Annotated in this window: 23 protein-coding genes and 1 pseudogene; 13 read left to right on the top strand and 11 right to left on the bottom strand. The window is 69.4% G+C overall.

The features are described 5' to 3' along the window. Positions 1-66 precede the first annotated feature (66 nt). Both rsgA and IPN02_05295 read left to right on the top strand, forming a co-directional pair. Positions 67-1,110 carry a ribosome small subunit-dependent GTPase A gene (gene rsgA / locus IPN02_05300; protein MBK9296275.1) on the top strand — a complete coding sequence of 348 codons (1,044 nt, stop codon included), beginning with the start codon at positions 67-69 and terminating at the stop codon, positions 1,108-1,110. A gap of 204 nt (positions 1,111-1,314) precedes the next feature. After that, a complete protein-coding gene (locus tag IPN02_05295; GenBank protein ID MBK9296274.1) occupies positions 1,315-2,226 on the top strand; it encodes a 1,4-dihydroxy-2-naphthoyl-CoA synthase in 912 nt (303 codons plus the stop codon). Between the two features lies 1 nt (position 2,227). On the opposite strand, the gene IPN02_05290 is transcribed toward IPN02_05295, so the two are convergent. Together IPN02_05290 and IPN02_05285 are read right to left on the bottom strand one after the other, a co-directional pair. Further along, entirely contained in the window at positions 2,228-3,691 is a 1,464-nt protein-coding gene (locus IPN02_05290; GenBank protein ID MBK9296273.1) for a gamma-glutamyltransferase, read from the bottom strand. Next, entirely contained in the window at positions 3,684-4,418 is a 735-nt protein-coding gene (locus IPN02_05285) for an IclR family transcriptional regulator (GenBank protein MBK9296272.1), read from the bottom strand. The genes IPN02_05290 and IPN02_05285 overlap by 8 nt, the downstream gene beginning before the upstream one ends. A gap of 167 nt (positions 4,419-4,585) precedes the next feature. Here IPN02_05285 and leuC point away from each other — a divergent pair, with 167 nt between their 5' ends. The 3 genes from leuC (at position 4,586) to IPN02_05270 (ending at position 7,660) form a co-directional block, all read left to right on the top strand. Further along, positions 4,586-6,007, top strand: coding sequence for a 3-isopropylmalate dehydratase large subunit (gene leuC, locus IPN02_05280; protein MBK9296271.1), 1,422 nt, complete (start codon positions 4,586-4,588; stop codon positions 6,005-6,007). A gap of 165 nt (positions 6,008-6,172) precedes the next feature. Further along, positions 6,173-6,775 (top strand): 3-isopropylmalate dehydratase small subunit, encoded by a 603-nt coding sequence (gene leuD, locus IPN02_05275; GenBank protein MBK9296270.1) that lies wholly within the window; start codon positions 6,173-6,175, stop codon positions 6,773-6,775. A 39-nt stretch (positions 6,776-6,814) separates the two neighbouring features. Continuing rightward, positions 6,815-7,660, top strand: coding sequence for a Bax inhibitor-1/YccA family protein (locus tag IPN02_05270; GenBank protein MBK9296269.1), 846 nt, complete (start codon positions 6,815-6,817; stop codon positions 7,658-7,660). Between the two features lie 88 nt (positions 7,661-7,748). Here IPN02_05270 and IPN02_05265 read toward each other — a convergent pair whose 3' ends face one another. Together IPN02_05265 and IPN02_05260 are read right to left on the bottom strand one after the other, a co-directional pair. Continuing rightward, on the bottom strand, positions 7,749-8,675 hold the full coding sequence (locus IPN02_05265; protein MBK9296268.1) for a type IV toxin-antitoxin system AbiEi family antitoxin domain-containing protein: 927 nt from the start codon (positions 8,673-8,675) through the stop codon (positions 7,749-7,751). A gap of 207 nt (positions 8,676-8,882) precedes the next feature. After that, a complete protein-coding gene (locus IPN02_05260; protein MBK9296267.1) occupies positions 8,883-10,445 on the bottom strand; it encodes a phosphoglycerate dehydrogenase in 1,563 nt (520 codons plus the stop codon). Between the two features lie 137 nt (positions 10,446-10,582). Here IPN02_05260 and IPN02_05255 point away from each other — a divergent pair, with 137 nt between their 5' ends. Genes IPN02_05255 through IPN02_05245 form a run of 3 tightly spaced genes read left to right on the top strand, consistent with a single transcriptional unit; the run spans position 10,583 to position 14,032 of the window. After that, complete coding sequence (locus IPN02_05255; GenBank protein ID MBK9296266.1) at positions 10,583-12,061, top strand: SDR family oxidoreductase; 1,479 nt, start codon at positions 10,583-10,585, stop codon at positions 12,059-12,061. Positions 12,062-12,116: 55 nt separating this feature from the next. Next, entirely contained in the window at positions 12,117-13,157 is a 1,041-nt protein-coding gene (locus IPN02_05250; GenBank protein MBK9296265.1) for an ATP-binding cassette domain-containing protein, read from the top strand. Beyond that, complete coding sequence (locus tag IPN02_05245; GenBank protein MBK9296264.1) at positions 13,154-14,032, top strand: ABC transporter permease; 879 nt, start codon at positions 13,154-13,156, stop codon at positions 14,030-14,032. The genes IPN02_05250 and IPN02_05245 overlap by 4 nt, the downstream gene beginning before the upstream one ends. Positions 14,033-14,130: 98 nt before the next feature. On the opposite strand, the gene IPN02_05240 is transcribed toward IPN02_05245, so the two are convergent. After that, on the bottom strand, positions 14,131-14,910 hold the full coding sequence (locus IPN02_05240; protein MBK9296263.1) for an SDR family oxidoreductase: 780 nt from the start codon (positions 14,908-14,910) through the stop codon (positions 14,131-14,133). Between the two features lie 407 nt (positions 14,911-15,317). Here IPN02_05240 and IPN02_05235 point away from each other — a divergent pair, with 407 nt between their 5' ends. Continuing rightward, on the top strand, positions 15,318-16,109 hold the full coding sequence (locus tag IPN02_05235) for an EamA family transporter (protein MBK9296262.1): 792 nt from the start codon (positions 15,318-15,320) through the stop codon (positions 16,107-16,109). Positions 16,110-16,172: 63 nt separating this feature from the next. Then, positions 16,173-16,331: pseudogene (locus tag IPN02_05230) on the top strand (DNA-binding response regulator). A gap of 41 nt (positions 16,332-16,372) precedes the next feature. On the opposite strand, the gene galE reads toward IPN02_05230, so the two are convergent. Both galE and IPN02_05220 read right to left on the bottom strand, forming a co-directional pair. Beyond that, positions 16,373-17,431 carry a UDP-glucose 4-epimerase GalE gene (gene galE / locus IPN02_05225; GenBank protein MBK9296261.1) on the bottom strand — a complete coding sequence of 353 codons (1,059 nt, stop codon included), beginning with the start codon at positions 17,429-17,431 and terminating at the stop codon, positions 16,373-16,375. 10 nt (positions 17,432-17,441) lie between these two features. Further along, positions 17,442-18,110 carry an HAD family phosphatase gene (locus tag IPN02_05220; GenBank protein ID MBK9296260.1) on the bottom strand — a complete coding sequence of 223 codons (669 nt, stop codon included), beginning with the start codon at positions 18,108-18,110 and terminating at the stop codon, positions 17,442-17,444. A 215-nt stretch (positions 18,111-18,325) separates the two neighbouring features. Here IPN02_05220 and IPN02_05215 point away from each other — a divergent pair, with 215 nt between their 5' ends. The 3 genes from IPN02_05215 to IPN02_05205 all read left to right on the top strand — a co-directional run bounded on the left by IPN02_05215 (position 18,326) and on the right by IPN02_05205 (position 20,982). Continuing rightward, a complete protein-coding gene (locus IPN02_05215) occupies positions 18,326-19,879 on the top strand; it encodes a methylmalonyl-CoA mutase (GenBank protein ID MBK9296259.1) in 1,554 nt (517 codons plus the stop codon). 71 nt (positions 19,880-19,950) lie between these two features. Then, positions 19,951-20,322 carry a cobalamin-dependent protein gene (locus IPN02_05210; GenBank protein ID MBK9296258.1) on the top strand — a complete coding sequence of 124 codons (372 nt, stop codon included), beginning with the start codon at positions 19,951-19,953 and terminating at the stop codon, positions 20,320-20,322. Positions 20,323-20,529: 207 nt separating this feature from the next. Next, positions 20,530-20,982: a CAP domain-containing protein gene (locus tag IPN02_05205; GenBank protein MBK9296257.1), complete on the top strand. Its 453-nt coding sequence runs from the start codon at positions 20,530-20,532 to the stop codon at positions 20,980-20,982. A 28-nt stretch (positions 20,983-21,010) separates the two neighbouring features. On the opposite strand, the gene IPN02_05200 is transcribed toward IPN02_05205, so the two are convergent. The 4 genes from IPN02_05200 to IPN02_05185 all read right to left on the bottom strand — a co-directional run bounded on the left by IPN02_05200 (position 21,011) and on the right by IPN02_05185 (position 24,409). After that, the gene (locus IPN02_05200; protein ID MBK9296256.1) at positions 21,011-21,724 is read right to left on the bottom strand and encodes a hemolysin III family protein; all 714 of its coding nucleotides are present in this window, start codon (positions 21,722-21,724) and stop codon (positions 21,011-21,013) included. Positions 21,725-21,819: 95 nt separating this feature from the next. After that, positions 21,820-22,800: a pirin family protein gene (locus IPN02_05195; protein ID MBK9296255.1), complete on the bottom strand. Its 981-nt coding sequence runs from the start codon at positions 22,798-22,800 to the stop codon at positions 21,820-21,822. 98 nt (positions 22,801-22,898) lie between these two features. Beyond that, positions 22,899-23,846 carry a cysteine synthase family protein gene (locus IPN02_05190; GenBank protein MBK9296254.1) on the bottom strand — a complete coding sequence of 316 codons (948 nt, stop codon included), beginning with the start codon at positions 23,844-23,846 and terminating at the stop codon, positions 22,899-22,901. A gap of 134 nt (positions 23,847-23,980) precedes the next feature. Beyond that, positions 23,981-24,409: a M67 family metallopeptidase gene (locus tag IPN02_05185; protein ID MBK9296253.1), complete on the bottom strand. Its 429-nt coding sequence runs from the start codon at positions 24,407-24,409 to the stop codon at positions 23,981-23,983. Positions 24,410-24,428 lie beyond the last annotated feature (19 nt).

The raw sequence follows: 24,428 nt of genomic DNA, 5'->3' as shown, positions 1-24,428 counted from the left end.
GGTGTCGGCACGGGGCGACGGACGCCACCGACGCACGACACAGTGCCGTCCGGCCAGACTGGAGGGGTGCAGCAACGCGAGCTCGGCTGGGATGACGCTTGGGAATCGACCTGGGCGGCGGCGGCAACCGACCACCTGATACCCGCCCGCATCACCCGCATCGACAAGGGCGGGCTCAGCGTCGACGGTGCCGGGGTGTCCTTCGGACGGCAGCTGATCGTCGCCAACAAGGAGGCCCGGGACGCGGTGGTCGGCGACTGGTGCGGCCTCAACCCCGACGCCGCCCGCATCGAGGTGCGCCTGCCGCGTCGCAGCGTGCTCGAGCGTCGGTCGCCCGGGGCAGATCGCGACGATCTCGCTTTGAGCGCCAAGGCGGTGGCCGCCAACCTCGACCACCTGTTGGTATTGCAACCCCTCGACACCGGGGTCAACCCCGCCCGGCTGGTGCGCGAGCTGGTGATCGCCTGGGAGAGCGGAGCCCGGCCGGCGGTGGTGCTGACCAAGTCCGACCAGGTCGACGCCACCCAGCTGGCCGCCGCCCGGTCGGCGGCAACGGTGGCCGCGCCCGGGGTCGACGTCGTCGCTGTGTCCAACCTCACCGGCAGCGGCCTCGACGAGCTGCGGCCGCTGTTGGCGCCGGGGGTCACCGTTGCGCTGCTGGGTGCATCGGGGGCGGGCAAGTCCAGCCTGGTCAACGCTCTGGCCGGGCGGCGGGTGGCGCTCACCGGCAACGTCCGCGAAAGCGACCTGCGGGGGCGCCATACGACGGTCACCGGGCAGCTGTTGGCGCTGAGCGGGGGCGGGCTGCTGATCGACACCCCCGGCATCCGCGGCGTTGGGCTGTGGCAGGCCTGGGACGGCCTGGCGCTCGCCTTTCCCGAGGTGACCTCGGCAGCGCGCTCATGTCGCTTCGAGGACTGCGCCCACCAGGGTGAGGACGGCTGTGCCGCCGAGACGGCCGTATCGACCGAGCGCCTGGAGCAGTACCGCTCGCTCGCCGACGAGCTCACCCGGCTGGACGAACAGCTCGAGGTGCGCTCCCGCGACCGGCAGCGGGAGACCAACCAGCGAGCCCGTCGCAAGGCCCAACGGCGCCGACCCAAGGGCTAGCCCGGCGCCATCCGCAACTCGGGAGCCCAAACGACCGCCAGACCGCGGTCCCAACTCCCCGCTTGCGCGCCACCCGCAACTCGGGAGCCCAAACAACCGCCAGACCGCGCCCCCCACTCCCCAGTTCGGCAAGAGGCGGGGTTGGACAGCACGTTGGACGCGGCCGGGTTGGTCCGAGGTCTCGTTCGCTAGGGTCCCGTGCCTATGGCACCGCCTGTTTCGGACCTGTTCGACCCGCAGCGCTGGGAGGACGTTCCCGGCTTCGATGACCTCAACGACATCACCTACCACCGGGCCGTCGATCAGGGCACGGTGCGGGTGGCCTTCGATCGGCCCGAGATCCGCAACGCGTTCCGGCCCGACACCGTCGACGAGCTCTACCGGGTGCTCGAACACGCCCGGACCACCTCCGACGTCGGCTGCGTGCTGCTGACCGGCAACGGCCCGTCCCCCAAGGACGGCGGATGGGCGTTCTGTTCGGGTGGCGACCAGCGCATCCGGGGGAAGGATGGCTACCGCTACGCCGAAGGCGACACCGCCGAGAGCATCGACCCGGCCCGCTCCGGCCGGCTGCACATCCTGGAGGTGCAACGCCTCATCCGCTTCATGCCCAAGGTGGTGATCTGCGTCGTGCCCGGCTGGGCCGCAGGCGGCGGGCACAGCCTGCACGTCGTCTCCGACCTGACGCTGGCCAGCCGGGAGCACGCCCGTTTCAAGCAGACCGACGCCGATGTGGCCAGCTTCGACGGCGGCTACGGGTCGGCCTACCTGGCCCGCCAAGTGGGCCAGAAGTTCGCCCGGGAGATCTTCTTCCTCGGCGACGAATATTCGGCCGACGATGCCCACCGCATGGGCATGGTCAACGCCGTGGTCGACCACGAGCGGCTCGAGGAGGTGGCGCTGGAGTGGGGGGCCAAGATCAATGGCAAAAGCCCGATGGGCCAACGCATGCTGAAGTACTCCTTCAACCTGATCGACGACGGCCTGGTCGGCCAGCAGCTGTTCGCCGGGGAGGCCACCCGCCTGGGTTACATGACCGACGAGGCAGCCGAAGGCCGGGACTCGTTCCTCGAGAAGCGTGACCCGGACTGGTCCCCCTACCCCTGGTACTACTAGATCATTCCGGCCTGATCACTCGGATTGCGCCGCCGCGGCGGGGGTCGCCGACGGCCACGTCCGGCGTGGCCACCAGGTGGAGCCCGCCGAAGTACAGGTCCCGGTGACCCCATTCGACCACCGGGTATCGGGCGGCGAGCGCCTCGAGCACCGCCGCCGGGAAGCCCGGCTCGGCCTGGAGCGACGAGCCGTCCCAGTGCAGACGGGGGGCGGCCACCGCCTGGTCGGCCGGTAAGGCCTCGCTGACCAGGTCGGCGGTCACCTGGGTGATCGTCGAGCGGATGCGCTCCGATCCGCCGCTGCCGAGCGCCACGGATCGACCCCCACGGTCGAGGCGCAGGGCGGTCGGCGCCATCATCGACGGGATCCGCGTGCCCGGCACCGCGGCGTCGAACCCGGCGGGGTGCAGGTCCTCCTCCCCCATCATGTTGTTCAGCTGGACGCCCGAGCCGGGTGCGAACTCTCCGGAGCCCGAGCCATTGGAGGCGGTCATCGACGCCAGGTTGCCCCAGCGGTCGATCACCGACAGGTGCGTGGTGCCCTGCACGGCGCCGACGAGACGCCGGCGGGCGTCTCCCTGGGCGACCAGCACGTCGGCAATGGCCAATGCGCCGTCGGGCGTGCGCCTGTCCGATCCCCTCGGGTCACCGGCCAAACGCTCCAGCCCGAGGGCCACCAGGCGGCCACCGAATGCAGGGGCCGGGTTGGTCCAGCCCGCGACACCGTCGAGGTCGAGCGTCAAGGGCCGTCGCTCCTCTACCCGGTACTCGTCCAGATCGGCGGAGGTGACCGCTCCCCCCAACTCGTCGGGGGCAAAGCCGTCCCGGCCACCCGCGCCCACCTCGCCGAGTACCGCCGCGAGCTGCGGGTTGTGGAAATGATCGTCCTCGGCGAGGGGACGGCCGTCGCGCAGGTACAGCTCGGCACCGGTGGGCGTCCGTCCCATCACGGGGGCCAGCAGACCGGCCACCCGCACCATCGCGCCCACCCGCTGGCCGATGGCGGCCGCCTCGATCGCCGGTGCCACCACCTGGGCAAGGGGCAACGTGCCCAGACGCCGGTGCACGGCCAGCAGACCGGCGAGCAGCCCGGGGACCGCCACCGACCCCGGCCCGACGTGAAAGGTCTGGGTGGCGGCACCGAAACGGATCGGCACCGGAACGGGCGCCTCGACCGGGCGGGTGCGACCCAAGCCCGGCACCGATACGAAAAAGTCGAACAGGATCGACCCCAAACCTGGCCCCGTCGCCAGCAGAAAGCCGCCGCCCGCCAGGCTGGTGTACAGGGGTTCGGCGGCGGTGGCAGCGAACCCGGCGGCGACCGCTGCGTCCCAGGCGTTGCCTCCGGCGGCGAGCATCAGCGCGGCGGCATCCGCGGTCACTTCGTGACCGGCCGCCACCAACCCGACACCGTTCGCCGTCGCGTCCGGTGAGCCGGCAGCGGACGCCCATCCCGGTTCAGCCATGGCGGGGCGGCACCCCGAGCGCCTCGGACAGCTCGTTGGCCGCAGCGACCACATCGGCGCCGAAGCGGGCGCCGGGATCCTCGCCCAGGCGGTCGACGGGGCCGGAGATCCCGACCGCAGCGACCACGCTGCCGGACGGCCCGAGCACCCCGGCGGACACCGATCCCACCCCGTCGGCCCGCTCACCGACGGTGGCCACCCATCCGGCCGTGCCGGCCTCGCCCTGAAGGGCCCGCCCGCCCGAACCGACGTCGATCGCCACACGGGACCCTTCGTCGACGATCGTGCGCAGCTCGTGAGTGGCTTCGACCGACAGCAAACACACGCGCCACTCCCCGTCGGGCAGCCACAACTGGGCGCTCTCGCCGGTGACGTCGCGCAACGCTGTCACCGTCGGGCGCGCCGTCTCGGCCAGCGCCGACCCGCCGAGCGCTCGGGCAGCCAGCCCCACCAGCCGGTAGCCCAGCGCAAAGCTGCCGTCGGTCGTGCGCCGCACCAGGCCATGCTCGTCGAGCGAGCTGGCCAGGCGGTGAACGGTGGCCCGGCTCATGCCGGTGCGGTCGGTCAGCTCGCTCAGCCGTGCGGGGCCGTCCTCGAGTGCGGCGACGATCGTCATCGACTTGTCGAGCACGCCGACGCCGGTGGCGAGCGCCGGCGCTAGCGCAACGTCAAGTGGCTCGCCCCCACTCGTCTTCGCTCGAGGCCGGTTGCCTCCGGTGTTGGGCATGGGTACCATCGTACCACGGAGCAAGACTCGCATCTCACTATGTGAGACAATAGTGCCCCGACGCCCTCCACATGCCGAGGACGGACTCCCGCAGCCGATCGCTTCGTGCAACTGCTGCCATCCGCTCGGCAGCCGTCCCTTCCCGCCCAGCATCCAAAGGAGCCGAAGTGTCCCCCACCACCAACCCCGCAGGCCCACGCACGATCAGCCAAAAGGTGTGGGACAACCACGTCGTCCACTCGGCCCCCGGCGAGCCCGACGTGTTGTACATCGACCTGCACCTGGTACACGAGGTGACCTCTCCCCAGGCGTTCGAGGGCCTGCGCATGGCCGGCCGCACAATGCGCCGCCCCGAACTCACACTGGCCACCGAGGACCACAACGTGCCCACCGCCGACATCGGCGCCCCGATCGTCGATCCGGTGTCGCGCAAGCAGATCGACACGCTGCGCAGCAACGCCAAGGATTACGGCGTGACCGCGTACCCGATGGGCAACAAGCTTCAGGGGATCGTGCACATCATCGGCCCCGAACAGGGCCTCACTTTGCCCGGGATGACGATCGTGTGCGGCGACTCCCACACCGCTACCCACGGCGCCTTCGGTTCGTTGGCCTTCGGCATCGGCACCTCCGAGGTGGAGCACGTCATGGCCACCCAGTGCCTCAGCCAGGTGCGTCCAAAGACCCTGGGGATCAACGTCGACGGCGAGCTGCCGGCCGGTTCGACCGCCAAGGACATCATCCTGGCCATCCTCGGTCGGCTCGGCACCGGCGGCGGCATCGGCTACATCGCCGAGTACCGCGGCTCTGCCATCCGGGCGCTGTCGATGGAGGGGCGCATGACCGTCTGCAACATGTCGATCGAGGCCGGCGCCAAAGCGGGGCTGATCGCCCCGGATCAGACCACCTACGACTACGTCGAGGGCCGCCCCCACGCGCCGACCGGCGAGGCCTGGGAGCAGGCGCTGGCCGACTGGGCGCAGCTGGTCACCGACGACGACGCCGTGTTCGACAAGGAGATCTTCCTCGACGCAGCCGAGATCCGCCCCCACATCTCCTGGGGCACCAACCCGGGCCAGGTGGTGCCGCTCGACGGCGCCGTGCCCGACCCGGCCTCCTTCGACGACCCGACCGAGGCGGCGGCCGCCGCGCGGGCGCTCGAGTACATGGACCTGTCCGCCGGCCAGCCGATGAAGGAGGTGGGCGTCGACGTGATCTTCATCGGATCGTGCACCAACGCCCGCATCGAGGACCTGCGCGCCGCCGCGGCCGTTGTGCGGGGGCGAACGATCGCCTCCAACCTGCGCACTTACGTCGTCCCTGGCTCCCACGCGGTCAAGGCTCAGGCCGAGGCCGAGGGGCTCGACGCCGTGTTCAGCGACGCCGGGTTCGACTGGCGCGAGCCCGGCTGCTCGATGTGTCTGGGCATGAACCCGGACACCCTCGCCCCCGGCGAGCGATCGGCGTCCACGTCGAACCGCAACTTCGAGGGCCGCCAGGGCCGCGGCGGACGCACCCACCTGGTGTCGCCCGAGGTGGCCGCCGCCACCGCCATCGCCGGGCACTTCGCCGAGCCCGCCGACCTGTAGGCCGACTCCTCGCTCCCAGGCCACGCCTTCCCACCGCTTGGATCCCGCCTACCCGCCGCCCAAATTCCGCTCACCTATCGGCCCGGTCCGGTCAGCCACAGCGCCGACCAGCGCCCTCACCTCCCGCCCGAATCAGTTCTCCGTTTCCCCGAAAGGACCACCACCATGGAACCCGTCCGCATCATCACCGGCCGCGCCGTGCCCCTCGACCGCTCCGACGTCGACACCGACCAGATCATCCCCTCCGACTGGCTCAAGCGGGTCGAGCGCACCGGCTTTGACCGGGGCCTGTTCTCCGAATGGCGCGACGACCGCAACTTCGTGCTCAACGACGAGCGCTACCAGGGGGCCAACATCCTCGTCGCCGGGCCCAACTTCGGCACCGGATCGTCGCGGGAGCACGCGGTGTGGGCGCTGCAGCAGTACGGCTTCGACGCGGTGATCTCACCCCGGTTCGGGCCGATCTTCGTCAACAACGCCACCAAGGTCGGTTTGGTGCCGGTCACGGTCAGTTTCGAGCTGGGCGAGCGCCTGCTGCGGGCGCTCGAGGACGACCCGTCCCTGATGTTGGAGATCGACGTCGAAACCGCCACCGTCGAGGTGCAGTCGCTCGGTGTCGAGGAGCGCTTCGAGCTGGAGCCGTCGGCCCAGCACCGCCTGGTCAACGGCCTGGACGACATCGCCCTCACCCTGTCCCACGCCGACGCCATCAGTGCCTTCGAGGCCCGGCGACCAGCATGGATGCCCAGCCTGGCGACCGCCGGGTGATGCCGCCAGGTTGGCCCGATTTCTCAGTAGGCTGAGCCGATGGCCAACCCAATGCTCAACGACAAATCGCTGGAGAAGGCGTCCACCTGGGGCCCCGGGTCGGCGGCCTCGGCCGACACGATGACCCAATGGCCGCCCCCCGGCATGGAACGCCCTGTAGGCCTCGACGGCGAGAGCCGGGGCATGACGATGCGGGGCACCGCGTGGGCCACCTCGGTGCTGATGGCGCTGCTGTTGCTCAGCGCAGCGTTCGGCTGGGTGCAGACCGCCTCGCCCACGACGGGCTTCAACGCCGCAGGCCAGCAGGTGACCAACTTCACGATCCCGATGCTGGCCTGGGTCGGCGTCGGCGTCGGGTTCGTCTGCCTGATCGGCCTGTGGTTCAGGCCTCGGATGGCCAAGTTCATCGCCCCCGTCTACGCGCTGGCCCAAGGCTTCTTCGTCGGCGCCATCTCCAAGATGTACGAGTCGTTCCAGGGCGGCATCGTCGTGCAGGCGATCGGGGCCACGCTCGCCGTGTTCCTGGTCATGTTGTTCCTGTACGGCTTCCGCATCATCAAGGTGACCGACAAGTTCCGTCGCACGGTCATCTTCGCCACCCTCGGAATCATGGTGTTCTACGGCATCAGCTTCCTGATCAGCCTGTTCGCCGGAGCCCAAGCGGTGAGCTTCCTCTCCAGCTCGACCCCACTCAGCATCGGCTTCAGCGTCATCGTCGCCGGCATCGCCGCCATGAACCTGGCGCTCGACTTCGACTTCATCGAGCGGGGCGAGAAGATGGGCCTCGACCGCGACTTCGAGTGGTACGGCGCCTTCGGGCTGCTGGTCACCATCATCTGGCTGTACCTGGAGCTGCTGCGGCTGCTCTCCAAGCTCCGCAACTGAGGCGGCCCGCATCCCTCAGCGTGACGCGCCGCCGACCCGACGAGCGGGCCCGGGCTGGGTTCGGGGCGCCCCCGGTCGGCCGCCAGGCCTAGGTTGAGGTGTGGCTGGCCATTCCAGCCCTGACCCGCAGGATTTTGGCCAGACGCACGAGCGTTGCCTCAAGGTCGTACTTCACCTGCCCCCAGGTGATGCGCACGGTCAGGTATCCGAACGAGGCCGCCTCGGCGTCGCGTTGGCGATCCGAGTCGAAATCACGCTCCCTGGTGTGCCAGCTGCGGGAGTCGTTCTCGCCGATCACCATCTCGTCGTCCCACAGGTGGTCGACCCGGGCGTGCCATGGCATCTGCACCTGTTGACGACCCGGCACGCCCCCGGCCGCGGTCCAGCCCTCCAGGAACAGCCGTTCCAGCTCGCTCTCCGAGCCGCCCTCGCTGCGTCGCGATGCCAGCAGATGACGCAGCGCCGGCGTACCGCGCACGCCGCGACCCGACAGCTCCTCCACGGAGAGCTCCAGCACCGACAACGGAAGTCGGCGCTGGGCAAGGCTCAGGTCGACGACCCGGTCCAGCTCTTCGACGGGCAGCACCGCCGCCAGATCGAACAGGGTCTGTGGCACCGTGGTGATGGCCATTCCGCCGAGATGCTGGAAGCGGGTACGATGGGTGCGGCGAAAGAGGCGCACGTCCGCAGGGCCGACGGCGCTGAGCACGGTCGTCGACAGGTCGATGGGCGCCCGGGTCGCCGGGCTCAGACCCGGGAGACCATGGAGAGCGCCTGCGGTTCGATGGCTGACCGTGGCGCTGGGCACCGCCAGCACGCCGGCCTGAGCGCGACCCCAGATGTCGGTGGGCACCGGCCCGAGCGCGACCACGTTCCGACCGATGGACACCCACCGTCCCGTTGCGATCCGGTGCCGAATTGCCCGAGGGGTGAGCCCGGCCTGTTGCAGCTGCACGCGTGACGCAACCCCGTGTTGGGTGGCCGCCAGCTCCCTCAGGGCCGCTTCGTCCAGCATGAGCGGATCTTCGGTCAGGGTTGGCTGGCCGTCACTGGGTGGAGATCCCCGGGGCCGGTGACCCGCTCGCCCCGGCGGCGGGCCGGCTGGGCTCAACTGTGTCCAGCAGCCGTCACAGCGGCTCCAAGGCACATTTGAGCATTGGCCACCGACGGACCGTCGGGCTGAAGACGTCGGCCCCGGCGGTTGTCCGGGACCGACCCCCGCTCAGCCGACCGAGCGGACCGACTCGATCCCCTCGCCCTTGCGCAGCGCCTCGACGACGTCGGGTGGTGTGGACTGCGTGGTGGTCACCACCATGAGCGAGCCTTCGCCCGAGGGGTTCTTGCCCACGTTCATGTCCTCGATGTTCACCCCGGCCTCGCCGAGCACACCCCCGACGAACCCGATGCGGCCCGGGACGTCTCGGTTGTGGATCACCAGCATGTGCGAGGCGACGGTGATATCGACGGTGTGATCGTCCATACCCACCACCTTGGGCACGTGCTGAAGACCGACCAACGCGCCCGAGACGGAGTGACCACCGCCGGACAGCGTGATGCGGCTGAGGTAGTCGACCGGGTCGGTGCAGGTGACCGTCCGCAGCTCGATTCCCTGCTGCTCGGCGATCTGTGGGGCGTTGACGTAGCTGACCGGCTGGCCGGTCACCGCCCCGAAGAACCCCTTTTGCGCCGACAGGGCCAGCAGGCGGGTGTCGTGCTCGGCGATCTGGCCGCACATCTCGATCTCCAGGGCCGGCGTGTTGTCGCCGACCAGGCCGGCGAAGATCCGCCCGAGATCGTCGGCAAGGCCCAGGTAGGGCCGAACGGTCTCGGGCACCTCGGCCGCTTCGACGTTGACGGCGAACGGCACGAAGTCGCCGGCCAACGCCAGCAGCACCATGTCGGCGATGACGTCGCCCGCCTTGTCCTGGGCCTCGGTGGTCGACGCCCCGAGGTGCGGGGTGACGATGACGTTGTCCAGGTCGAACAGTGGCGACTCGGTCGTTGGCTCGGAGGCGAACACGTCGAGTGCAGCTCCTGCGACGTGGCCGGAACGAACCGCGTCGGCCAGGTCGTCTTCGACGATGATGCCGCCCCGTGCAACGTTGACAATCCGCAGTCCGGGCCTGGCGGCCGCCAGGCGCTTGGCGTCGAGCATGCCGATCGTTTCGGGGGTCTTGGCAAGGTGCAGGGTGACAAAGTCGGCCTGCTGGAGCAGCTCGTCCAAGTCGAGCAGCTCGACGTTGAGCTGCCGGGCCCGCTCGACGGAGAGGAAGGGGTCGTAGGCGACCAGCCGCATGCCGAAGGCCATCGCCCGTTGGGCCACCAAGGTGCCGATACGGCCCAGACCGATGACGCCCAAGGTCTTGTCGGCTAGCTCGACGCCGTTCCATTGGCTGCGCTCCCAGCGGCCCTGGCGCAACGCTGCGCATGCCTGGGGGATGTTGCGTGCCAGCGCCAGCAGCATCGCCATCGTGTGCTCGGCTGCGGACAGCGTGTTGGACTGCGGCGCGTTGACCACCATGACGCCGCGCCGGGTGGCCGCCTCCAGGTCGACGTTGTCGAGGCCGATGCCCGCCCGGCCCACCATGACCAGGTCGGTGCCCGCCGCCAACACCTCGTCGGTCACCTGGGTCGACGAGCGGATGATCAGCGCCGCAGCGCCTGGGATGGTTGCGATCAGCTCCTCGGGGGACAGCCCCACCTGGATGTCCACGGTATGACCGGCCTCCCGGAGGCGGTCGAGGCCTGGATCGGCGATCTTCTCGGTAACCAAAATTCGAGCCATAGGCCTTCATCGTGACCGCGCCCCGGCCCCGGCGACAACGTGACGGGCGCTGCAGTGCGATCGGGCACACCCGCCGGGCGGGCGCTCGGGCGTGGACCGGCGGGGCATGGGGGCGGTGGACGCAGCAGTCTGGGCGGATGAAGATCCTGCTCACCGGAGCGACCGGCTACATCGGCGGACGGCTTGCGCCGCGCCTCATCGAGGATGGGCACGGCGTGCGCTGTCTGGTGCGAACCCCGTCGAAGCTGCGCGACGTGCCCTGGAGGGACTCGATCGAGGTGGCCGAGGGCGACGTCACCGAGCCCGAGACGCTCGAAGCGGCGATGGAGGGCATCGACGTCGTCTACTACCTGGTGCACTCGCTGGGGGGCGCCGACTTTGTCGAGGTCGATCGCCGGGCGGCCACCAACGTGGCCAAGGCAGCCGAGCACGCCGGGGTGAAGCGCATCATCTATCTCGGTGGCCTGCACCCCGAGGGTGAATTGTCCGATCACCTGGCCTCCCGCCTGGAGGTTGGGCAGGTGTTTCTCGACGGCCAGGTGCCCGCTGCGGTTCTTCAGGCGGCGATCATTCTGGGTTCGGGGTCGGCGTCGTTCGAGATGATGCGCTACCTCACCGAGCGCCTGCCGGCGATGATCACGCCCCGGTGGGTACACAACCGCATCCAGCCGATCGCTGTGCGCGACGTCATCTGGTACCTGGCCCAGGCGGTCCACCTCGACGACGACGCCAACCGCACCTTCGACATCGGCGGGCCCGAGGTGTTCACCTACGTCGAGATGATGCAGCGTTACGCCAAGGTGGCCGGGCTGCGCCGCCGCATCATCATCCCGGTGCCGGTGCTGACGCCCAAGTCGTCGGCCCACTGGGTCAACGTGGTCACGCCGGTGCCCAGGTCGATCGCTGCGCCGCTGATCGAGTCGGTGATCCACGAAGTGGTCACCGAGGAGCACGACCTGGCCGATCAGGTCGGCGAGCCCCCGTGGGGCCCCACCGGGTACGAGGAGGCGGTGTCGCTGGCTCTCGAACGCATCAAGCGGGGGGAGGTCACCACCCGATGGTCGGGCGCTTCGACCGCCGGCGCACCGTCCGACCCGCTACCCAGCGACCCGGACTGGACCGGCGGCAGCATCTACCACGATGAGCGGCAGCTCGACTGTGACGCCGGATCGGACGTGTTGTGGGAGGTGGTCGAGGGCATCGGCGGCGACCGGGGCTGGTACTCGTTCCCCCTCGCCTGGTCGGTGCGAGGCTGGATGGACCGGCTGGTCGGCGGCGTCGGTCTGCGGCGCGGCCGCCGCAACCCCAATCGACTCTTCGTCGGCGAGGCGCTGGACTTCTGGCGCGTCGAGGAACTCGATCGCGGCCATCTGCTTCGGCTGCGGGCCGAGATGAAGGTGCCCGGTCGGGCCTGGCTCGAGTTCCGGGTCGAGCCGGGGGCCGACGACGCGTCGGGTTCGACACTGCATCAGCTGGCCACCTTCGTGCCCACCGGCTTGGCCGGTCACGTCTACTGGTGGGCGGTGTGGCCGTTCCATGGCATCGTTTTTGGCGGCATGTTGAGGAACATCGCCAAGAGCGCCGAGCGTCATCGGGCGTCCATGAAAGCCGCCTGAGACGATCTCAGCCGTGGGTCGACGCAGCGGCCGTTCATGCGAAAAGCTTCCTGAAATGTTCGATGACGCCCGCTCCTCAAGCACCCCCGCAGGCGGCCCACGCACGCCCAGCCCGTCGAAGCCGGCACCCGCCATCGAGGCACACGGCATCACCAAGCGTTACGGCGATGTCACCGCCCTCGGCGGAGTGGACCTGTCGATCCCCACCGGCACGGTGCTGGGCCTGCTCGGCCCAAACGGCGCCGGCAAGACCACGATGGTGCGGGCGCTCACCACCACATTGATCCCCGATGAGGGGCGGGCCACGGTGCTCGGCCACGACGTCGTGACCGAGGCGGACGCCGTGCGCAAGGTGATCGGGCTGGCGGGCCAGTACGCCGCGGTGGACGAACTGCTCACCGGCCAGGAGAACCTGGAGATGATCGGACGGCTGGCCCACCTGTCCCGCAAGGTGGTCGCCCGGCGCGCCACCGAACTGCTCGACCAGTTCGACCTGGCCGACGCCGGCGGCCGCCCGGCGAAGACGTACTCGGGCGGCATGCGACGCCGGCTCGACCTGGCGGCCGCCCTCGTCCACAAGCCGCCGGTGCTGTTCCTCGACGAACCGACCACCGGGCTGGACCCCAAATCGCGCAGCGACCTGTGGGAGGTCATCCGCCAGCTGGTGGCCGACGGCACCACCCTGTTGCTCACCACCCAGTACCTGGAGGAGGCCGACCTGCTCGCCGACGAGATCGTGGTGATCGATCACGGCCTGGCCATCGCTCGCGGTACGGCAGCGGAGCTCAAGCGCCAGCTGGGCGCCACCGTGCTCGAGGTGAACCTCGTCGACTCCAGGGCGGCGACCGCTGCCCTGGCGGAGTTACAGGAGGTGCCCGGCGCCGAGGGCAGCCCGGAGCAGGACGGCACCATGGTGCGCCTGGCCACCGCCGACGGCCCGGCGACCGCCATGGCGGTGCTGCGCTCGCTCGACGCCGCAAAGATCGGCGTCGCCGGTCTGGCATTGCGGGAGCCGAGCCTCGACGACGTCTTCCTGTCCCTTACCGGTCACGCCGCCGAGGAGACCGCCGACACCCCCCAGGAGGCAACCTCATGACCAACACGACGGTTACCACGTCCACAGCCAACCTTGGGGGAAGCGAAGCGCTGCAGACCGAGGAACGCTCGGCGCTGGCCTGGGCGATCAGCGACACGCTGGTCCTCACCCGTCGCAACCTGCTTCACCTGGTCCGCCAACCCCAGCTGCTGGTGTTCACCTTCATCCAGCCGGTCATGTTCACCCTCCTGTTTCGCTACGTCTTCGGCGGGGCCATCCAGACGGGCAGCGTCGCCTACGTCAACTTCCTGATGCCCGGCATCTTCGTGCAGACCGTCGTCTTCGGTTCGACGGCCACCGGTATCGGCCTGGCCGAGGACCTGGCCACCGGGGTGGTCGACCGCTTTCGGTCGCTGCCGATGTCGCGCCTGGCCGTCCTGGCGGGTCGCACGCTGGCCGACCTGACCCGCAACACCTTCGTCGTGGCCCTGATGACCGTCATCGGGCTGCTGGTCGGGTTTCGCCCATCGGGTGGGATCACCGGCTTTGCCCTGGGTTCGATCATGATCCTGCTGGCTGCGTTCTCGCTCAGCTGGGTGTTCGCCCTCGTCGGGCTCAAAGCGGCCAACGCCGAGGCGGCCCAGGCGGTGGCGTTTCCGCTGATCTTCCCGCTCACCTTCGCGTCCTCGGCCTTCGTGCCGGTGCAGACGATGCCGGGCTGGCTTCAGGCCTTCGCCAAGCACCAGCCGATCACGGTGATCATCGACTCGGTGCGGGGTCTGATGGCCGGTCCCGTCGAGGCTGCGGCGCTTCGCAAGCAGGGTCTGCTCAACGCGTCGACCGGCACGTCGACCGTGCTGGCGCTGCTGTGGATTGCAGCGATCCTGGCGACCGCCGCGCCGACGGCGGTCCGCTGGTACCGCCAAGCCACCTGAGCCGCGTGACCCCACGGTGGCAGCTACCTGAAACGCGGAGCCACCGACAACGGCTCGACGGTTCCCGACCCGACCGGGGCCAGGCCACCTGAGCCGGGTTACCCCACGGTGGCCAGGCCACCGTCCACGGGAATGATGGCGCCGGTGACGTAGGCGCCGGCCCGGGAGGCCAGAAAACGGGCGACCCCCGCCATGTCGTCGGGACGGCCGATCCGCTTCATCGGGGCCTGATCGGCGATCGCGTCGCCGAAGCTCTCCAGGGTCGCCGCCATCATCTTGGACTCGAAAGGTCCGGGTGCCACGGCGTTGACGGTGATGTCGGGGGCCAGTTGCTTGGCGAGGTGGCGCGTCAGCTGGTGCACCGCCGCCTTGGACGCCGAGTACGAGTAGGTCTCCATGATCGGCACGTGGATGCCGTCGATCGAGCCGATGTTGATCACCCGGGCGGGCTCGTCGGCAGTGCCCGCCGCACGCAGCAGCGGTAGGCAGAACTTGGTCACGTGGAACACGCCGGCCACGTTGAGGTTGAGCACCCGGTCCCATGACGCCTGGTCGTGCTCCTCCAGCGGGACGCCCCAGGTGGCGCCGGCGTTGTTGACGAGCACGTCGAGGTGGTCGGTCTGCTCGGCGACCGCGGCGGCCAGCGCACGGGCACCCTCCTCCGAGCCGAGATCGGCGACGATCGCTGTGGCGCTGCCCTCGCCGGGCAGCGCGTTCAGGTCCGCTGCGGTCGCTTCCAACTCGGCCGCCTTCCGAGCTGCGATGATCACTCGGGCCCCGTCGGCGACGAAACCCCGGGCGATCATGGCGCCGATGCCCCGCGACCCACCGGTGATCAACGCCGTCTTACCGCTGACCGAAAAGAGCTCGTCGCTCATCTGTCTCCCCCATCGTCGTGGTAGCGGGCGAGTGTATCGAGACCATACCCAGGCCCAGTTGGGTAGCCGACGCCCCGACCGGGCCGAGACACGCGCATCCTCCTGCTGAATCGCCGTAGCGCGCCCCGGACCTTGCCTGGTTGTGGAGGTGTGCCGGGGTGTGGAGGTGTGCCGGTGAATTTCACCGGCACACCTCCACACCTTCGCTCCACACCTCCGCTCCGCACCTCGCCTCTGTTCCACACCCCGCTCGGCGGTCTCGCGAGAGGAGGCCAGGCGGGCGCGGCTGGCAGGATGATGCGGTGTCCCAGCGCCGCTCCGCCGCCAACGTGCTCGGCGACGCCCCGGTGGCTGCGTTCATCCTCGGTGGGATCTCGCTCTATGTCGGCGCCTCTCTGGCGGTCGGCATGTTCGACGAGGTCGGCGCCGGCAGCACCGCCTGGCTTCGGCTCGCCGGTGCCAGCGCCGCCCTGTTGGTGCTCACCCGGCCATGGCGGCGCTCGGTACGTTCCCGGGTGACCTCCCGGGCGGTGCTGGGCGCCGCCCTCGCCTTCGGGGTCACCTCGGCGGTCATGAACACGTCGTTCTACCTGGCCATCGATCACCTGCCGCTGGGGACGGCGGTGGCGCTGGAGTTCACCGGCCCGATCGGTGTTGCCCTGTGGGCCGCCCGCACCCGCCGCAACCTGGCCGCCGTCGCCCTGGCGTCGGCCGGCGTTGTGCTGTTGGCCCGCATCGAGTGGCGGGCCAACGCAGCCGGCTTGGTCTTCGTTGCCATCGCAGCAGCGTGCTGGGCCGGATATGTGGTTCTGGGCAAACGCCTGGCCCACCTTGGGCTGGGCACGACCGGGCTGACGCTGTCGACCGCTCTGGGCACGCTGGTGCTGGCGCCGGTGTTCGCCCCCGGGGCCGCCCGGGCGTTCACCCGCCCGCCGCTGTTGGCGACCGCCCTGGCGGTCGGGGTGTTCGCCAACGTCGTGCCCTACGGCATCGACCAAGTGGTGCTGCCCCGCTTGACCCACGGCCAGTTCGCCCTGTTGTTGGCCGTGCTTCCGGCCACTGCCACCCTGGTGGCGGCGATCACCCTTCGCCAGATTCCGACCGCTTCCGAGCTGCTCGGAATCGCTGCGGTGTCGGCGGGGGTCGCCCTACGCGATCCCCCACCGTCCGCGGACCTGCCAAGCGACGTCCCCCTCTGAGAACCGTCAGCGTCGGCTTGAGCGGCGGTCACACTCAACCGCTTCACCGCTCGAGATCGGGAGGTGCTCGAGTCGATCGCCCGGGGAGGCTCGAACGCCGAAATCGCCGCCGAGCTCTACGTCAGCCACGCCACCGGCACGACCCCCATCAGTCCTCGGCTGACGAAACTCGACGCGGTGGACCTCGCCCAGCTGGTGATGATCGCCTACGAGACCGGCGTCGCCGTTACCGGCGACGCGGATCGGCGAACGGGCGGGACGACCTACTCCGCCAGGGACGCGGCCTCGGGGTGCAGGGCCAGCCAGCCCTCCCACGCCGAACTCACCATGTCGTCCAGGTTGCGGCTGGTCGACCAACCGAGCACGTCGGTGATCCTGTCCACCGACGCCACCAGGGCCGCCGGGTCGCCGGGGCGGCGCTCGACGACCTCGACGTCGACCGGGTGGCCCAGCACCCGTCCGACGGCGTCGATCACCTCCTGCACCGACGAACCCTGGCCGGTCCCCACGTTGAGAACCAGGCCATCGACGGTCTCCGCTGCATCGGCCTCCGGCGCCACCTCGCCCCCAGTCGCCTGGAGGGCGTCCAGGGCCCGAATGTGAGCGTCGGCCAGGTCGGCGACGTGCACGTAGTCGCGGACGCACGTTCCGTCCGGCGTGGGCCAGTCGGCGCCAAAGATCCGGGGTCGTTCGCCACGGGTGAGGGCGTCAAACACCATCGGGACCAGGTTGAACACGCCGGGGTCACCCAGCTCGGGCGACACTGCGCCGGCCACGTTGAAATACCTCAGGGCGGCGTAGCGCAGGCCGGTGGCCCGGGCGACGTCGGCCAGCAGCCACTCCCCGATCAGCTTTGATTCCCCGTACGGGTTGATCGGTCGGGGCGGGTCGTCCTCCTCGATCACTCCTCCGCTGCCCATGCCGTAGGTGGCGGCCGAGGAGGAGAACAGGAACCGGCCGACGCCTGCGTCGACGCACCCTTCGAGCAGGGTGGCCATGGCGGTGACGTTCTGGCGGTAGTACCACAGCGGGCGGGCCACCGATTCGCCCACCTGCTTCTTGGCGGCGATGTGGATCACCGCCGTCACGCCGTGGTCGTGGAGCGCCGCCCCCACCACAGCGGCGTCGCCGACATCGCCCTCGATCAACGTCACGCCGTCGGGCACCCGGTCGGCCGTCCCGGTCGACAGGTCGTCGAGCACGACGACGCTGCGACCGGAGGCGGCGAGGGCGGCGGTGACGTGGGCCCCGATGTACCCGGCCCCTCCGGTCACCAGGATCGTCTCGGGTGAAGGGTCGCTCTGCGCGCCGGAGGAAGCCATGGCGCTTAGGTTAGGAGACGGCGCGGAGGGGCAACCCGAGCGCCCGCAGTTGGGCTCGCAGCCGCTGCGGATCGGTGAAGAGGATCGCCGGCAACCCGAAATGTTGCGCCGCCGCGACATTGTCGGCCCGGTCGTCGATGAACACCGCCTCCGATGGGTCGACATCGAAGCGCTCACAGGCGATGGCGTAGATCTCCGGATCCGGTTTGATCACGCCAACCTCACCGGACAACAACCAACCGTCGAGCCGGTGAAGCACCTCGAAGCGGGGGTCGTCCACGATGCGCTCGAAGGTGGTTGTGGCAAAGTTCGACAGCGCATAGCGGGGCACCCCGGCGGCGCCCAGCTCGTCGATGATCGCCACCGTTCCGGCAATCGGGTCGGCCAGCGTTTCGGGCCACCGGTCCCAGAAGGTCCAGATCAGCTCGGCGTGGTCGGGATGGGCCAGGGCGACCTCGCCCAACACCTCGGTGTGCGGGCGCCCACGGTCCATCTCCTCGTTGACCGCCACCGTGATCACCTCGGAGGTGAACCAGTCGAGCATGGCCACGTCGGGCATCAGCTCGGCGTACAACCGACGCGGCGACCACGGCATCACCACGTTGCCCAGGTCGAAGAACACCACCCGCGGGGTGCTCGACGCACCGTCGGCGTTGCCGGATCGTCGGTCAAGGAGCATGACCGGGTTCTAGCCCAGGCCCGTCGCCGTCGTCACAGCGGTACGATGATCCAATGGCATCGGGCCCGACCAACCCCACTTCCGGCAACGACCACCCCGCCTCCGATGGCGGCACCAGCACCGCGCCAGGCGGGCAGGCCCCAGCGGCGGGCTCTCGGGCCGCCTGGGAGGCCGCCTTCGCCGCCAGCCCCGGCGCCGACGCCCCGCACACGACCATGTCGGGCGTGCCGGTCGAGGGGGTGTACGGCGACGGCCCCTACCCGGGCGAGTTCCCCTACACCCGCGGCATCCATGCGTCGATGTACCGCAGCCGCAGCTGGACGATGCGCCTCTTCGCCGGTTTCGGCACGGCCGCCGACACCAACGCACGCTTCCACGAGCTGCTCGCTGCGGGCAGCACGGGCCTGTCGACCGCCTTCGACATGCCCACCCTGCTCGGCCGGGACTCCGACCACGAGTGGGCGATCGGCGAGGTGGGGCGCGCCGGAGTTGCCGTCGACAGCCTCTCCGACATGACCGAGCTGTTCGCGGGCGTCGATTTGGGCCAGGTGACCACCTCGATGACGATCAACGGGCCGGCCGCCCCGATCATGGCCGCCTACATCGCCGTCGCCGAGGCCAACGGCACGCCGCGGGCCCAGCTGGGCGGCACGATCCAGAACGACATCCTCAAGGAGTACCACGCACAGAAGGAGTACCTCTTTCCGCCTCGGCCCTCGATGCGGTTGGTCACCGACGTCATCTCCTTCTGCGCCGCCGAGATGCCGCGCTGGAATCCGGTGTCGGTGTCCGGCTACCACATCCGCGAGGCGGGCTCGACCGCTGCCCAGGAGCTGGCCTTCACCCTGGCGGACGGCTTCGCCTACGTCGAAGCGGCCCTTGCAGCCGGTTTGGCGGTCGACGACTTTGCCCCTCGCCTGTCGTTCTTCTTCAACTCCCACTCGGACTTCTTCGAGGAGATCGGCAAGTTCCGCGCCGCCCGCCGGATCTGGGCCCGCTGGCTTCGGGACCGCTATGGCGCCCGCGATGAACGATCGATGAAGCTGCGGTTTCACACCCAAACCGCCGGGGTGTCCCTGACCGCCCAACAGCCCAAGATCAATATCGCCCGGGTGGCCACCCAGGCGCTGGCCGCAGTGCTCGGCGGCACGCAGAGCCTCCACACCGACAGCTACGACGAGGCGCTGGCCTTGCCCACCGAGGAGGCGGCACGCATCGCGCTGCGCACCCAGCAGATCATTGCCGAGGAAACCGGCGTTGCCTCGGTCGCCGATCCCCTCGGCGGATCCGCCTATGTCGAGTGGATGACCGACGAGATGGAGCGGCAGGCCGAGGAGATCTTCGCCGACCTCGATCGGCTCGGCTCGGGCTCGATGCTGGAGGGGGTCTACGAGGGCATCGATCGCGGCTACTTCGTCGGCGAGATCGCCGAGGCGGCCTACACCTTCGAGCGGGCGGTCAATGCCGGCGAGCGCATCACGGTCGGGGTCAACGCCTATACCGACGGCGACGACCGCGCCCCTCGCCTCCTCTCGATCGACCCCGAGGTCGAGGCGCTGCAGTTGAAGCGTCTCGAGGGGGTGCGCCACAGTCGGCATGACGACCGGGTACGAACGTCCCTCGACGGCCTGGCCGCCCAGGCCGCCGACCCGTCGATCAACCTGATGCCCGCCTTGATCGACGCGATGTCCGCTCACGTCACGCTGGGCGAGATCACCACGTGCCTCGAGGGCGTGTTCGGGACCTACCGAGAGCCGGAGGTGCTGTGAGCGAACCAACGACCACGACGAGCAAGGCCCTACGCCCGGATGGCCAGCCGATCCGGGTGGTGCTGGCCAAGATGGGCCTCGACGGTCACGACCGCGGGCTCAAGGTGGTGGCCCGTACCCTGCGCGACGCCGGCTGCGAAGTGATCTATCTCGGGCTTCGTCAGAGCGCCGCCACGATCGTGGCCGCCGCCATCGACGAGGACGCCGATGCCATCGGCATCTCGATGCACAACGGCGGTCACCTCACGCTGGCACCCCGGATGGTGGACGCGGTCGTCGAGGCGGAACTCGACACACCGGTCATCGTCGGCGGCATCATTCCCGATGTCGATCGCCCCACGTTGACCGATGCGGGTGTGGCCGCCATCCTCAGCCCCGGCAGCTCGGACACCGACGTCATCGTTGCGGTCACCGAGGCGGTGAGGGCGGCCGGGTCGACCTAGACCTCAGAACCGGCGGGGTCCGGTCGCCCGGGCGACGAAGGCCGAACGGATCTCACGGCAGCCCTGCCGGTTGGCGGAAGCTCATCACCCTCCGTGACCTTGGACACCAACGCTCGACCTCGTAACCTGATCGACACGTTGTCATCACTTCGACATGTTGACCAGGGCTTGCTACGCGAGCCTCAACCAAGAGACCGAGGAGCCCCTGTGAAGATCCGCCCCCGCCAGTTCGCGCTCGCAGCCGTCGTGGCGCTGCTCGCGATCATTGTCGCCTCCTGCGACGAGACCACCAACTCCCAGCGATCCCAGGTGATCTCCCTGATCAACAAGGAACGCTCCAGCCGCAAACTGCCGAGGCTGGTCCAGGCCGGCGACCTGAACTCCAAGGCCGGCGGTTGGGCGGCAAAGATGCGCAACGAATGTCGGCTGAGCCACTCCAAGCTCAGCGACGGGGTCACCCTGAGCTGGCGGGCGCTCGGCGAGAACGTCGCCTATGCTTCGTCGATCCCCAAGACCCACACCAGCCTGATGAACTCGTCGCGACACCGGGCGAACATCCTCAAGTCGAACTACAACCGGGTGGGGGTTGGGGTCGCAACCGGTAAGTGCGGCGGTTACAACGTCGTCTACGTCGCCCAGGTGTTCGCTGACGCCCGTTAGCGAGAGCCGGCGCGCCCGTCGAGCGCTTCTATCCCGCCTGCACCAGCGGCAGGATGGCAACGAAGAAGATGGCGCCCGCCGCCACACCGAGCGTGTGCCACACCTCGTGATAGCCGTACCAGCGCGGAAGCGGGTTGGGGCGGCCGAGCGCGAACAGCACCGCTCCTACCGTGTAGGTCACGCCGGCCGCCACGACGAGGGCCAACAAGCGAGGCTGGGCCCAGAAGTAGGGCAGGAGGGCCAGGCCCGTCCAGCCGAGCCCGATGTAGAGCACCCACCCCATCGTTCGGAATCGTTCCATCGAGAGCACCTTGAGCACGATGCCGAGGGCTGCCCCGGCCCACATCAGGCTGAACATCAGCCAGCGCCACATTCCGGAGGCGGCCAGCAGGTACATCGGCGTGGCCGTGCCAGCGATCAGCACGTAGATCATGGCGTGATCGGCCTGGCGCCAACGGCGGCGCGCCCCGGGGGTGCGGGCATAGACGTGATAGGTGGCGCTGGTGGCGTAACAGGCGATCGCCGACAGCCCGTAGATCCAGGCGGCAACCTCGGCGCGCGGCGTGGTGGCGACCATCACCAGCCAGACGAGCGCAGCGACCGACACGACGGCGGCCGCCAAGTGGATGCGACCCCGCAGCCGTGGACGGGCATCGAGCTCCTGATAGTGGCGCACAGTTGTGAACTCGGGCCCCGTCTCGGCCAGGTGTTCACCTGCGATCAGCTGGTCAGGTGCGATCACGACTGACGACGCTACACCCAGAAGTTTGCGTGTGTCGGCGGTAGCTGAGCGTTCTGAGCAGAGCAGCCATCGCCCGCCCTGACGCCGCACCTGGCTCACCCTCGGAAGGGTTGCAGCGCTCCGGGCGGGACCGTTCCTAAACGCCCGGCCTCGTAGTCGGCAAAGGCGGTGGCCAGTTCGTCGCGGGTGTTCATCACGAACGGGCCGGCGTGGGCCACCGGTTCCCCAATCGGTGCCCCGCCCAGGATGACGACCTCAACTGCCGGGTGGCGCGACTCCTGAACCGGGTCGGCGCGCAACCGCATTCGGTCCCCGTCGCCGAAAAGGGCAAGTTGTCCGGTGGCGATCGGCGCCGCTTCGACGCCCGCACGCCCCGACCCGGCCAGCACGTAGGCCAGGGCATTGTGGGTGGGGTTCCACGGCAGGACCAACTGCGCGCCGGGCTGAAGCGTGGCGTGAAGCATCGTGATCGGGCTGCGGGTCGACCCCGGCCCCGACACCGCCCGATCGCCGAGCGACACCTCACCGGCGATCACCCGCACCAGCGCGCCGCCGTCGGCCGAGGACAGCAGGGTCAGCTCGTCGCCCTCGATCGCCTGGTAGGCGGGCGGGGTCATCTTGTCCTTGGCAGGCAGGTTGACCCACAGCTGCACGCCGTGAAAGAGGCCGCCGGCACGGACCAACGCCTCAGGCGGGGTTTCGATGTGGAGGATCCCCGACCCGGCGGTCATCCACTGCGTTGCGCTGTCGGCGATCAGCCCACCGCCCCCATGGCTGTCCTGGTGAACCATCTCTCCGTCGATCATGTAGGTGACGGTCTCGAATCCGCGGTGCGGGTGCCACGGGGTGCCCTTGGGCTCCATCGGCGCATACTCGACCTCGCCCATCTGGTCGAAGTGTACGAACGGGTCCAGATCGGCCAGCGACACGCCGGCGAACCCCCGGCGCACCGGAAAGCCCTCCCCCTCGAAGCCGGATGGGGCGGTGGTGATCGTTCGCACCGGGCGGTCCCGCTGGTCGTGTCGCTCGGGCGGCAGCTGCGCCAACGAGGCGGTTTCGGCGGTGATGGCGGGCATGGCGTCGCTCCTCGGTCTCGTCCAACCTGTTCCAGGTAGAACAACTTGCCGAGGCAGGGCCCTATTCCTTCGGCCGACACCCCACCGGTCAGCAACGCTCAGAAGTAGATGATCTCCTCGGCTTTGACAGCTGCAGCGTCGAGGTCGCCGCTGTAGGCGCCCGTCGACAGGTACTTCCACCCGCCATCACAGATCACGAAGACGATCGTGCCCGCCTCGATGCGCTTGGCCACCTTGATCGCTCCGGCCAGCGCTGCGCCGGATGAGATCCCGGCAAACACTCCCACATCGCCGAGGCGACGGGTCCAGATCAGCGACTCCCTCGGGCGAACGATCGACTTGCCGTCGAGCAGGTCGACGCCTCCCCACTTATCGAATACCGGCGGGATGTAGCCATCGTCGAGGCTCCGCAGGCCCTCGACCTGCTCGCCACTCGGCGGCTCGACGGCCAGCACTTTGACGTCCGGGTTGAGCTCCTTCAGGTACGTGCCGACCCCCAGCAGGGTGCCCGACGTGCCCAGGCCGGCGACGAAGTGGGTGATCTCGGGACAATCGGTTGCGATCTCCGGACCGGTGGTCTCGTAGTGGGCACGGGGGTTTGCCTCGTTGGCGTACTGGTACAAGAACACCCACTCCGGATGCTGGTCGGACAGCTCCAAGGCACGCCGTACCGCCCCGTTGGAACCTTCCGCCCCCGGCGAGTCGATCACCTCGGCGCCAAAGGCCAGCAACGCCGCCCGACGCTCCTCGGTCACGTTCTCGGGCAGCACCACCTTGAGGTGATAGCCCCGAACCCGGCAGATCATCGCCAGGGCGATGCCGGTGTTGCCAGAGGACGGTTCGATGATCACCGAACCCGGACGCAGCGTGCCGTCCTCCTCCGCCTCGAGGATCATCTGGCGAGCGATGCGGTCTTTGACCGACCCGGCGGGGTTGAGAAACTCGGCCTTACCCAGGATGCGCACGTTGGGGTTGGGACTCAGCTCGGAGACATCGATCAGCGGTGTCGAGCCGATCAGATCCAACACGCTGGCGACGACTGCCATGGGGAGACCTCACTGGATGGGAGCGGTGGCCGGGCCAATCCCGACTAATCCGACCACTTCGGTAGGGATTGTACCCCTGCCAACGCGTTCCAACCCAACGATGTCGCGCGTCGCCAATCTGCAGTGCCGCCAGCTCAGGCTGAATCGACGACGGTGACAGGCTCCTCGACCACCTGCCCATCGACGATGCCAAAGCTGCGCATCACCGGCTGGGGGCCGCGCAGCGACACGATCGGGTAGTGCCACTGGGGATCCGGCGCAGCGGCGATGTCGGTCGGTGAGGGGTAGGCGTCGGTGTGGGTATGGGTGTGCACCACCCCGATGATCGCCAGCCCGTCGTCGTCGGCGACCCGCTCGACGCGCAGGAAGTCCCGCCCGTCCACCTCGTAGGTCCGGCTCGACCGGGCTGCGTTGGGTGTCGGCTCGAAGCGGATCACCCGGTCGCCCTGCCACTCGCCGATCAGCAGCCCGCACGCCTCGAGCGGGTAGGCCCGCAGGCCATGTGCGCAGATCGCGTCCCAATGTTCGTCCCTCAGCTCCAGCACCGGGCCAATCTGCCACACCGGCCGAGGCTCGACCCAG

The organism is Candidatus Microthrix subdominans, assembly GCA_016719385.1.
GTDB lineage: Bacteria > Actinomycetota > Acidimicrobiia > Acidimicrobiales > Microtrichaceae > Microthrix > Microthrix subdominans.
This window is presented reverse-complemented; position numbering and strand designations above follow the sequence as displayed.